General features: G+C 66.3%; 10 protein-coding genes and 1 pseudogene. 5 read left to right on the top strand and 6 right to left on the bottom strand.

All coding sequences use genetic code 11. The features are described from left to right. From Q9R30_RS13425 to Q9R30_RS13415, 3 genes and pseudogenes are all read left to right on the top strand, one after another. A pseudogene (locus Q9R30_RS13425) lies at nt 1-487 on the top strand (lipoyl synthase); the annotation flags it as partial. 99 nt (nt 488-586) lie between these two features. Continuing rightward, nucleotides 587-1,339: a DUF4191 domain-containing protein gene (locus tag Q9R30_RS13420; RefSeq protein WP_104997529.1), complete on the top strand. Its 753-nt coding sequence runs from the start codon at nt 587-589 to the stop codon at nt 1,337-1,339. An 83-nt stretch (nt 1,340-1,422) separates the two neighbouring features. Next, a complete protein-coding gene (locus Q9R30_RS13415) occupies nt 1,423-1,779 on the top strand; it encodes a DUF3817 domain-containing protein (protein ID WP_311217848.1) in 357 nt (118 codons plus the stop codon). A 36-nt stretch (nt 1,780-1,815) separates the two neighbouring features. Here the strand turns inward: Q9R30_RS13415 and Q9R30_RS13410 are convergent, their stop codons facing one another. Next, complete coding sequence (locus Q9R30_RS13410; protein ID WP_104999692.1) at nt 1,816-2,253, bottom strand: RDD family protein; 438 nt, start codon at nt 2,251-2,253, stop codon at nt 1,816-1,818. Nucleotides 2,254-2,557: 304 nt separating this feature from the next. On the opposite strand from Q9R30_RS13410, the gene glnA (Q9R30_RS13405) reads away from it, so the two are divergent. Beyond that, complete coding sequence (glnA, locus tag Q9R30_RS13405; RefSeq protein ID WP_104997527.1) at nt 2,558-3,982, top strand: type I glutamate--ammonia ligase; 1,425 nt, start codon at nt 2,558-2,560, stop codon at nt 3,980-3,982. A gap of 277 nt (nt 3,983-4,259) precedes the next feature. Here glnA (Q9R30_RS13405) and Q9R30_RS13400 read toward each other — a convergent pair whose 3' ends face one another. The 4 genes from Q9R30_RS13400 to glnA (Q9R30_RS13385) all read right to left on the bottom strand — a co-directional run bounded on the left by Q9R30_RS13400 (nt 4,260) and on the right by glnA (Q9R30_RS13385) (nt 9,675). Next, the gene (locus Q9R30_RS13400; RefSeq protein ID WP_104997526.1) at nt 4,260-4,784 is read right to left on the bottom strand and encodes a GNAT family N-acetyltransferase; all 525 of its coding nucleotides are present in this window, start codon (nt 4,782-4,784) and stop codon (nt 4,260-4,262) included. Between the two features lie 5 nt (nt 4,785-4,789). Further along, complete coding sequence (locus Q9R30_RS13395; RefSeq protein ID WP_104997525.1) at nt 4,790-5,233, bottom strand: VOC family protein; 444 nt, start codon at nt 5,231-5,233, stop codon at nt 4,790-4,792. An 80-nt stretch (nt 5,234-5,313) separates the two neighbouring features. Beyond that, nucleotides 5,314-8,325, bottom strand: coding sequence for a bifunctional [glutamine synthetase] adenylyltransferase/[glutamine synthetase]-adenylyl-L-tyrosine phosphorylase (locus tag Q9R30_RS13390; RefSeq protein WP_311217847.1), 3,012 nt, complete (start codon nt 8,323-8,325; stop codon nt 5,314-5,316). Between the two features lie 9 nt (nt 8,326-8,334). Continuing rightward, a complete protein-coding gene (gene glnA, locus Q9R30_RS13385; protein WP_311217846.1) occupies nt 8,335-9,675 on the bottom strand; it encodes a type I glutamate--ammonia ligase in 1,341 nt (446 codons plus the stop codon). A gap of 276 nt (nt 9,676-9,951) precedes the next feature. On the opposite strand from glnA (Q9R30_RS13385), the gene panB reads away from it, so the two are divergent. Next, on the top strand, nt 9,952-10,848 hold the full coding sequence (panB, locus tag Q9R30_RS13380) for a 3-methyl-2-oxobutanoate hydroxymethyltransferase (protein WP_104997522.1): 897 nt from the start codon (nt 9,952-9,954) through the stop codon (nt 10,846-10,848). Between the two features lie 111 nt (nt 10,849-10,959). Here the strand turns inward: panB and Q9R30_RS13375 are convergent, their stop codons facing one another. Then, complete coding sequence (locus Q9R30_RS13375; RefSeq protein ID WP_120691318.1) at nt 10,960-11,124, bottom strand: SPOR domain-containing protein; 165 nt, start codon at nt 11,122-11,124, stop codon at nt 10,960-10,962. Between the last annotated feature and the right edge of the window lie 69 nt (nt 11,125-11,193).

Below are 11,193 nucleotides of genomic sequence, written 5' to 3'. Positions count from 1 at the left end.
GCACAACGTGGAGACCGTGCCCCGGATTTTCAAGCGGATCCGGCCCGCGTTCCGCTACGAGCGGTCCCTGGACGTGATCACGCAGGGCCGGGACCTGGGCATGGTGACCAAGTCCAACCTGATTCTGGGCATGGGCGAAACCCGCGAGGAGATCTCCGAAGCCCTGCGGGACCTGCACGGGGCAGGTTGTGACCTGATCACCATCACCCAGTACCTCCGCCCGTCCGAACGGCACCTGCCGGTGGACCGCTGGGTCAAGCCGCAGGAATTCGTGGACCTGCAGGACGAGGCCACCGAGATCGGGTTCCTGGGCGTCATGTCCGGCCCGCTGGTCCGCTCCTCCTACCGCGCCGGCCGGCTCTGGGCCACCGCAATGCGCAAGAAAGGCCGCGACATCCCCGCCGAACTCGCCCACATCGCCGACGGCATCCAGGACTCCGGCACCACCCGCCAGGAAGCCAGCACCCTGCTCGCCGCCCGCTCCTGAGCTGCGCACTGCCAGAAAAACACAGCGTCACCCCAAGGGCCGGCACCGGAAGACTCCGGTGCCGGCCCTTGGGCTTTGGTCACGTAGAATTGAGGAACTATGGCGAAATCCCCTGATTCCAGCAACTCCACTCCGTCTGGCTCCAGCGCAGTCAAGCGTGGCCTCTTCTCGCGGAAGCCCAAAGAGGCGAAGGTCAAGAAGCCCAGCCGGCTCAAGCAGATCCGCGAAGTCTTCACCATGACACGCCGTCATGACCCCATGGTTCCGTGGCTTATGCTGCTGGTCTTCCTTGGCGTTGTGGCTGTCAGCTTCCTGGTGGGCTTCTGGCTGGACAACTGGATCACCGGCCTCATCATCGGGATCCCGCTGGGCCTGCTCGGTGCCACGTTCATCCTGTCGCGCCGGGCAGAACGCGCCGCCTTCGCGCAAATTGAGGACCAGCCCGGCGCCTCCGGCGCTGCGCTGGGCACCCTGCGGCGCGGTTGGATCACCGAGGAACAGCCCGTTGCCGTCAACCCGCGCACCCAGGACGCCGTCTTCCGCGCGATCGGCCGTCCCGGCATCGTGCTGGTCAGCGAAGGCCCCACGCACCGGGTGAAGCCGCTGCTGGAAGCCGAACGCAAGCGCCTGGCGCGCATCCTGCCCAACGTCACCGTGCACGTGATTGAAAGCGGCCGCGGCGAGGGCCAGGTGCCCCTCAGCGAAGTAGCCAAGAAGATGGGCAAGCTCAAGAAGGAACTGACCAAGCTTGAGGTGAGTGCCGTGTCCAAGCGGATCGCGTCACTGGGCAACCGCCTGCCGATTCCCAAGGGCATTGACCCCTACAAGGCTCGTCCCAACCGCGGACGCTAGGTCTTGAACCCGCCCCGGTTCCGGCTTTGGCCGGCAGCCGGGGCGTTTTCTTTGCAGCCCCCACATCAGGACAGGACAACACCATGAAACTCACAAAAGCAGTGATCCGCGCGTTCCGGATCCTGGCCGTAGCGGAAGCCTTCAGCTGGGCGGCGCTCCTCATCGGCATGTACTTCAAGTGGATCGCCGGCACCACGGAAATTGGCGTCCAGGTGGCGGGCCCCATTCACGGGGTCCTGTTCGTGGGGTATGGCATCTGCGCCCTGGCACTCTGGCGGCTGCAGGGTTGGCCCTTCGTGGTTGCCCTGTTCGCGGGCCTGTCCGCCGTGTTCCCGTTCGCCACCGTCCTGTTCGAACGATGGGCGGGACAGCGCCGGTACCTCAGCCTTGCCGGGGCACCCAACGGCGCAGCTGCCGTCCGGGAACCAAGTTCCGTCTAGCCTGGGGCAGCTCCGCGCCGCCGGGGCTTCGGGCGCCTAGCGGCGGACCAGCAGCGTATTCATTGCCTTGTCGTGGAGGCCGCGGTGGTCAGGATCGAAAATCACCGCGGGGATCACCAGGCACAGCAGCAGGGACCTCACCAGTGCGGCCAGCGGACCGGGCGCAGCACCCCCGGCCCTCACCACGTGGATGCCCACCGCACGGTGTCCAATGCTGTAGCCGAGGGTCCCGACCAGCAGGGTCTGTTCGACGGCGAAAATTGCCAGCGTGGCCCAGGCGTCGCCCGCGAAGGCGAAGTTGCTGATCAGCAGCGCGACTGTCCAGTCGATCGTGATCGCCGCGATCCTGCGGCCTGCCCGTGCGATGGAGCCCGGGCCCGACTCCGGCAGCCCCAGCCTCTCCCCCGGATACTTGGAGATGCCCGAGGTGTCGGGGCCGGAGAGCCAGGAGCCAATGTCTTTGCGATCTACCACCATGCAAGCTTAGCGACTTCCCGCCGACCACACTGTGGATGGCGTTAGACCACAGAGTGGACGGAAGATAGCCTTGCCATATCAGGGCATTCTGTAACCTGCCCGAAACAATGCGGACACGGACGGGAAATGCTGCGTCCATAGGCTGTTACCAGTTTCAAGCAACCCACCGGCAGGTAAAACAGCAGGTAAAACACGGCAGGTAATACACAGCAGGGAAACACTGCGTTGTTTCCCTGCTGTCGGATTGCGCTGGATCAGCTGGCTTGCACGCCAGATATTTACATATGCGTAAGGAGCATAGATGTTCAAGACTGCGGACGAAGTCCTCAAGTTCATCAAGGACGAAGATATTAAGTTCGTCGACATCCGTTTCACCGATCTTCCGGGCGTCCAGCAGCACTTCAACGTCCCCGCGAAGAGTGTTGACGCCGACTTCTTCATCAACGGCCAGCTCTTCGACGGATCCTCCATCCGCGGTTTCCAGGGCATCGCTGAGTCTGACATGCAGCTCATCCCCGACGTCACCACGGCGTTCCTGGACACCTTCCGCATGGAGAAGACCCTCGCGCTGAACTTCTCCATCGTCAACCCGCGCACGGGCGATCCGTACCACCGCGACCCCCGCGGCGTTGCCGAGAAGGCTGAGGCGTACCTGGCATCCACCGGCATCGCCGACACCGCGTTCTTCGCTCCCGAAGCCGAGTTCTTCGTGTTCGACAACGTCCAGTACCAGTCCTCCCCGCAGGGCAGCTTCTACAAGATCGACTCCGAGGAAGCCTACTGGAACACCGGCCGCGAGGAAGAGGGCGGAAACCTCGGCTACAAGACCGCCGTCAAGGGCGGTTACTTCCCGGTAGCTCCCCAGGACAAGCAGGCTGACCTCCGTGACGCCATGTGTGTTGCACTGGACGAGGCCGGCCTCGAGGTCGAGCGCAGCCACCACGAAGTTGGATCCGCCGGCCAGGCTGAGATCAACTACAAGTTCACCACGCTGACCCACGCTGCCGATGACCTGCAGAAGTTCAAGTACGTCATCAAGAACACCGCAGACGCCTGGGGCAAGTCCGTAACCTTCATGCCCAAGCCGGTCTTCGGCGACAACGGCTCCGGCATGCACTGCCACCAGTCGCTCTGGAACGGCGGCGAGCCGCTGTTCTATGACGAAAAGGGCTACGCAGGCCTGTCCGACACCGCCCGCTGGTACATCGGTGGCCTGCTCAAGCACGCCTCCGCCGTCCTGGCCTTCACCAACCCGACGGTGAACTCCTACCGCCGCCTGGTCAAGGGCTTCGAAGCTCCGGTCAACATGGTCTACTCGCAGGGCAACCGCTCCGCCGGTATCCGTATCCCCATCACGGGCACCAACCCCAAGGCCAAGCGCATCGAGTTCCGCGCGCCGGATCCCTCCTCCAACCCCTACCTGGCGTTCGCTGCCCAGCTGATGGCCGGCATTGACGGTATCCGCAACCGCATTGAGCCCCCGGCTCCCATCGACAAGGACCTCTACGAGCTCCCGGCGGAGGAAGCCAAGGACATCCCGAAGGCTCCGGGCACCCTCGAGGAAGCCCTGGAGGCCCTGCGCGAGGACAACGAGTTCCTGCAGGCCGGCGGCGTCTTCACCCAGGACCTGATCGACACCTGGATCGAGTACAAGTACGAGAACGAGATCCGCCCGCTGTCGCTGCGGCCGAACCCCTACGAGTTCGAGCTCTACTACGGCGTCTAGTCCCGGACCTGGTCTTCAGGACTCCTAAGGCAGCAAAGGCGGCCGCCGGTTATCCGGTGGCCGCCTTTGCGTGTCCGGGAAAGTCGTACCCGGAAAAGAGATAAAAGGTGGGGGCCCGGTTCCAGACGTGCTGAGACCGGGAACCAGACCCCCTGACGAATGCCCCCCGGGATGAAGACCGTTCCAGCCTTCCCCCCAACAAGGTTGAAGAACACCGCCAATCCACATGATCGGGCAATCGCTTTCTCAGTGCAAACGGCGCCCCGGCGCCGAGGCGCTATCGTGGCCGAAAACTTCGGAACATGATGCGCTGGGGTCCTGCTGCCCCTCCGGTGTACTGCCCCCGGTCCTCGAAGCCGGCCCGGCAGTAGGCGGACACGCCCGCAGGATTGGCTTCATTGACTGAAAGGACGACGCCGGCCTCCCGGGTTTGGTGCCGGGCGGTGAGTTTTTCAGCGGCCGCCACAGCGGCGGCTGCGGCGAGGCCGCCGAGCCCGCGGCCTTGTTCCCGCCGGTCGATCATGAAACCCCGCAGAAGCCACGCGGACGCCTCGTCCGGCCACCCTGCCAGGCGTGCGGCGCCGGCCTGCAGGGTCAGCACCCCAACGGCCCTGCCGGCGCACTCAATGACGTAGGGCCGCCGCGATTCCTCAGCCAGTCCTGCCAATGCCATTCGGAACGGGTCACCGACGAACCGCTCCTGCCCGGGGCCCAGCTCCAGGTTTGCCACGGCTCCGAGCTGGACGGCCCGGGCGTCGGCGTCGAGGTCCTGGAGCGAAATGAGCCAAATGCTCCTACCCATGCCGCTCAGGACTGGGGGCCGGCGGCATCGCCGCCGGCTGCGGACTCGGCCGGCGGGCCGGCCGGGTCCATCCACATCACTTCCCAGAGGTGGCCGTCCGGATCCTGGAAGCTGTGGTTATACATGAATCCGTAGTCCTGGGGTTTTTCGGACGGGGACCCGCCGGAGGACAGGGCTGTCCTGACGGCCTCATCCACGGCCTCCCGGCTGTCCACGGAGTAGGCGATGATCGCCTCCGCGGAGCCCTTGCTGTCCGCAACGTCCTTGGAGGTGAAGGTCTTGAAGAAGGACTCCACCAGGAGCATGACGTAGGCGTTCTCGTTGACGATCATGCAGGTGGCATTCTCGTCGGTGTAGTCCGGGTTGAACGAGAAGCCAAGGGCCGTGAAAAAGTCCACCGAGCGTTTCAGGTCTTTGACGGGCAGGTTGAAATAGATTTGGGTTGCCATGGGCTCAAAGTAGCACCGGCCAGGGCGGGTGTCAGCCCTGCTCAGCTACCGCCGGGGAGGCGTCCGGCTGCCGGTCGCGGCTACTGTCCGTAAAAAACCCGCTCGAAGACCGCCCGGGCCCGCCGGCTGACCCGCAGGTAGTCCTCTTCAAGGACGGCGGCCTGACCGGGCTCGTAACCGCACCAGCGCGCCACGGCTTCCAGGTCGCGGCGGGAGGAGGGCAGCAGGTCCGAGGCTTTGCCGCTCCAGATAACGTTGGCGGACCGGATACGGCTGGCCAGGCGCCAGGCGCGCGCCAAAAGGTCGGCATCGGCCCGGGCCAGCAAGCCCAGCTGCGCAGCGGCTTCCAGCGCCGCGAGCGTCGAGGTTGTCCGCAGTTCGGGATGCCGGCCCGCGTGCTGAAGCTGAAGGAGCTGGACCAGCCACTCGACGTCGCTCAGCCCGCCGCGGCCCAGTTTCAGGTGCCGTGCGGGATCGGCTCCGCGGGGCAGCCGTTCTGCCTCCACGCGCGCCTTGATCCGCCTGATTTCCCGCACGTCGGTATCCGCGATGGTTTCCGGGTACCTGATGGGGTCGATGAGGTCGAGGAAATCCTTGGCAAGATCATCGTTACCGGCCATGGGGCGGGCCCTCAGGAGCGCCTGGGCCTCCCAGATCAGGGACCACCGCCGGTAGTACTCGGCGAAGGAGTCCAGCGAGCGGACCATAGCGCCGTTCTTTCCCTCGGGCCGCAGGTCCGCGTCCATCTGCAGGACGCGCTCGGCCATGATGGCCGGCTTAAGGGGCTGCGTCAGCAGGGTGGAGACCTTCGCAACGATCCGCGCGGCCTGCTCCTGCGCTTCCTCCTGGCTGAAACCGGGAAGGGCCCTGTGCACGTACATAACGTCCGCGTCCGAACCGTAGCCGATCTCGCCGCCGCCCTGCCTGCCCATGGCCACCACCAGGACTGCCGTTTTCAGCGGGCCGCCGGCGGACACGATGCCTTCGGCCACCCGCAGGGCACCCAGCACGGCAGCACGGTCGGTATCAGCCAGCGCCGTCCCCACCTGGTCCTGGTCCAGCAGCCCGGCTGAATCTGCCACGGCGATCCGGAGGATTTCCCGCCGCCGGATCAGCCGGATCAGGCGCATGGCACTCTCCGGATCCGCATGCCGGGACATCTTGGAGGTGATCTCCTGCCACTGCGCTTCGAAGCTCAAGGGGACCAGGTCCTTGTCGTGGCCCAGCCAGGCCACGGACTCGGGCGAGACCTCAAGGAGATCCGCTATCAGCCTGGAGTTCGAGAGCATGTGGCACAGTCGTTCCGCTGCGGCGTTGGAGTCCCGGAGCATTCCCAGGTACCAGTGCGTGGTTCCCAGGGCCTCACTGACGCGCCGGAACGCAAGCAGCCCGGCATCCGGGTCCACGCCTTCCGCCAGCCAGTCCAGCAGGATTGGCAGCAGCTGCCGCTGGAGGGCGGCGCGCCTGCTGACCCCGGCCGTGAGTGCCTCGATGTGCCGCATGGCGCCCTGCGGGTCCCGGTACCCGAGGGCCGCCAGCCGGCCCTGGGCGGCTTCCGGGGTCAGCTTGGCGTCCTCGCTGCTGAGCTTGGCGGCCGTGTTGAGCAGCGGCCGGTAGAAGATACGCTCGTGCAGTTCCCGTACAGAACGCTTGGTTTTCTGCCACGTGGCCAGCAGCGCGTCAGGATGGGGCCGCTCGTTGGAGAAAGGCCCCAGCACTGCCTTGGCCAGCGACCGGAGGGCCGGCTCGGCTACCGGCATGAGGTGGGTCCTGCGCAACTGGAAGAGCTGGATGCGGTGCTCCAGCAGCCGCAGGTACCGGTAGGCGTTATCGAATGCAGCAGCGTCGGAGCGCCCGATGTACCCTCCGGCGGACAGGGCGGCAATGGCAGAGGTAGTGTCACGCCGTCGCAGCGTTTCATCTGCTTTTCCGTGCACAAGCTGAAGAAGCTGGACGGTGAACTCAACGTCGCGGAGCCCGCCGCGGCCCAGTTTGATCTGCCGCTGCTCCTCTGCGGCCGGGATGTGCTCGGTGACCCGGCGCCGCATCGCCTGGACGGATTCCACGAAGCCGTCACGGCTTGCCGAACTCCAGATCAGCGGGGCGACTGCTTCCTCGTAGCGGCGGCCCAGGGCGGCGTCACCGGCAATGGTCCTCGCTTTCAGCAGCGCCTGGAACTCCCAGCTTTCGGCCCAGCGGGCGTAGTACGTCTCGTGCGAGGCCAGGGTGCGGACCAGGGGCCCGGACTTGCCTTCCGGCCGCAGGTTGGCGTCCACCTCCCACAGGCCCGGTTCGCGGGCCACGGAAGAGATGGCGCGGGATATGCCGCTGGCAAGGGCAGCCCCGATGGTGCTCGCCTGCGCGTCCTCGAGGTCGCCGGGGTCCACGACGTAGATGACGTCGACGTCGGAAATGTAGTTCAGCTCGCGGGCGCCGCATTTGCCCATGCCGATGACGGCCAGTCCGACTGCGGCGACGGCATCCGCGCCGTACTGCCCGGCGGCCTCGGCGCGCGAGACTGCGAGGGCCGCCTCGATGGCTGCCCCGGCGAGGTCCGCGAGTTCGCCCCCCACAGCCGGCAGGAAGTCCAACGGATCGGCGGCGCACAGGTCCTTGACGGCGAGATCCACCACTCCCCTGCGGTAGGCCGTGCGCAGGGCGGCGTAGGCATCGGATCCGGTGCTGGCTGCCACCGGGCGCTCGGCACGCGGGTCGGCGCCCACGGACTGCAGGAGGGCTTCGCACAGGTCCGCGGGATTCGCCTGCAGCGGCTCAGGGCTTGCCCGGACCCGGAAGGCTTCCAGGTGTTCCGGGTGGCGGATGAGGAACTCCCCCAGTGCCTCGGACGCACCGAGGACCCGGTACATCGGTTCGCTGGTGTCGGGGTCGGCGGCGGCCAGGTCCCTGAGGTCCGGGTGCTTTTCGATCAGGCGGACCAGGGATTGCAGGGCAGTGTCCGGGCTGGCTGACATGTGCAGGCCCGCGAACAGCCGTTCCTGGTCCAGCCCTTCCAGCTCCGGGGCAGCCAGGAACCGCTCGCCCTTGTCAAGGTCGCTGAAGCCGGCCGCAATCAGGCGGCGCGCCAGGCTCACGCCCGCCGCCTAGAGGATGCCGAGGTTGCGCTGCAGCTCGTAGGGCGTCACCTGCAGGCGGTAGTCCTGCCACTCGGCGCGCTTGTTGCGCAGGAAGTGCTCAAAAACCTGCTCGCCCAGGATCTGGGGCATCAGTTCGGATTCTTCCATGGCCCGGATGGCGTCATGGAGGCTTGCGGGCAGCGGATCGTGGCCCATGGCGCGGCGTTCCGCCGAGCTGAGCGACCAGACGTCGTCCTCGGCCGCGGCGGGAAGGTCGTAGCCTTCCTCGATGCCCTTCAGGCCGGCTCCCAGCAGGACGGCGTATGCCAGGTAGGGGTTCGCCGCGGAATCGATGCCGCGGTATTCGATCCGGGCGGACTGGCCCTTGCCCGGCTTGTACAGCGGAACCCGGACCAGCGCCGAGCGGTTGTTGTGCCCCCAGCTCAGGTAGCTGGGAGCTTCCCCGCCGCCCCAAAGCCGCTTGTAGGAGTTGACGAACTGGTTGGTCACCGCAGTGAATTCGGGGGCGTGCTTGAGAATGCCCGCGATGAACTGGCGGGCAGTCTTGGACAGCTGGAATTCCGCGCCGGCCTCGTAGAAGGCGTTGGTGTCCCCCTCAAACAGGGAGAAGTGCGTGTGCATGCCGGAGCCGGGATGGGCGGTGAACGGCTTGGGCATGAAGGTGGCGTAGGTGCCCTGCTGGAGAGCCACTTCCTTGATCACGGTGCGGAACGTCATGATGTTGTCCGCCGTCTGCAGCGCATCCGCGTACCGGAGGTCGATTTCGTTCTGGCCGGGGCCGGCCTCGTGGTGGCTGAATTCCACCGAAATGCCCACGGATTCGAGCATGGTCACCGCCGTGCGGCGGAAGTCCTGGGCCACGCCGCCGGGAACATGGTCGAAATAGCCGCCCTCGTCCACCGGCACGGGCGCACCATCCGGCCCGGGCTCCTGCGACTTGAGCAGGTAGAACTCGATTTCCGGGTGGGTGTAGCACGTGAAGCCCATGTCCGCCGCCTTCGCGAGGGTACGCTTCAGCACGTTGCGCGGATCCGCGGCGGACGGCTCGCCGTCGGGCGTAAGGATGTCGCAGAACATCCTGGAGGTCTGCTCCGTTTCACCGCGCCACGGCAGGATCTGGAACGTGGATGGATCAGGCTGGGCCAGCATGTCGGATTCGAACACCCGGGCCAGGCCTTCGATCGCGGAACCGTCGAACCCCAGGCCTTCCTCGAAGGCGCCCTCAACTTCAGCGGGGGCAAGCGCCACGGATTTGAGCGAGCCCACGACGTCGGTGAACCACAGGCGTACGAATCGTACGTCGCGCTCTTCGATTGTGCGCAGGACAAACTCTTGCTGGCGGTCCATGATGGCCTCTTCTCCGGTCAACGTCCATGCTCCGGGTCCGCAGAGGGGAAAAGCCGGCAGCAGTTCACCAACACTGTACTAAGCATTCGGCGCCAATGCTGGAGCCTGCGCAGCGCGTAACACAGCGTTAACACCTCCCCGCCGGATTTTGGCTTCGGAGTGCAGCCTTCGCCCGCTTCCGGGGACCTGCTCCAGCTTCGTCCTATGACGCTTATCACCACCGGAGGCGACGACCCCCGGTAGCTACGACGGCCGGTACCGCACTACGCTCATGCCATGGCCTCAAGCAACAGCTCCGACTCCAGCATGTCCGCCGACGTCCCCGCCCCCTACGGCAGCGGGCCGGGACCGGCTGCAGCGTCCGCTTCGGAACGGAAGCCGGCCAAGGTCCGCATCCACCACCTTCAGCAGGCCAAGCGGGACGGGACCAGGTTCGCCATGCTGACCGCCTATGAGCAGTACACGGCGGAGATCTTCGACGCTGCCGGGATCGAGGTGCTCCTCGTGGGCGACTCGGCGTCGAACAACGTGTTCGGCAACGAAACCAGCCTTCCGGTCACCGTGGATGAGCTGCTGCCACTGTGCCGGGCGGTGGCGCGGTCCGCCAAGCGCGCGCTGATCGTGGCCGACCTGCCGTTCGGCAGCTATGAGGTTTCCCCTGAGCAGGCCGTGGCCGCGGGCGTCAGGTTCCTCAAGGAAGGCCTGGCGCACGCCGTCAAGATCGAGGGCGGCAAATATTATGCCCCCACGGTGAAAGCCATGGTGCAGGCCGGGATTCCGGTGATGGCGCACATCGGTTTCACCCCGCAAAGCGAGCATGCGCTGGGCGGGTACCGCGTCCAGGGCCGCGGCGGCGACGCACAGCGGCTGATTGACGACGCCGTCGCGCTGGCCGATGCGGGGGCCTTCAGCGTGCTGATGGAAATGGTTCCGGCCGAAACGGCGGCGGCGGTGGATGCGGCCGTCTCCGTTCCCACGGTAGGGATCGGCGCCGGCAAGGAAACTACCGGGCAGGTGCTCGTCTGGCAGGACATGGCGGGGCTGCGGGGCGGGCGGATGGCCAAGTTCGTCAAGCAGTACGCGGACCTGCGGGGCACGCTGATGGATGCGGCCACTGCCTACGCCGAGGACGTCAGGTCCGGCCAGTTCCCCGGGCCGGAACACTCGTTCTAGCTCCGGGCCTGTTCCACCCGCCGGGCCGCGGGTTCCACCGCCGGGCGCGCCATACCCGCAGGCCAGGCAGGCCAGGCACGCCCGCCCCAGGCGGGCCTGCCGTCCCCGCGGTCAGTCGTCGTCGTCCTTTTCCCACGCCTCATTGCGGGCACGGACCTTCTCAAGGGCGTGTTCGGCTTCTTCCCGTGTCTTGTAGGGCCCGATCAGCTGGCTCCAGTCGGACAGCCGGTCCTCTTCGATCTCGTGCGTCCTGACGTTGTACCAGTACTCAGTCATCGTTGCTCCTCGTTCCGGCGGCGGGGAAGCGGCGGCGTGATCCGCGTAACTTAGATTCTTTCGCAGGTC

It is taken from the genome of Arthrobacter sp. AB6, assembly GCF_031844545.1.
Lineage (GTDB): Bacteria > Actinomycetota > Actinomycetes > Actinomycetales > Micrococcaceae > Arthrobacter.
This window is presented reverse-complemented; position numbering and strand designations above follow the sequence as displayed.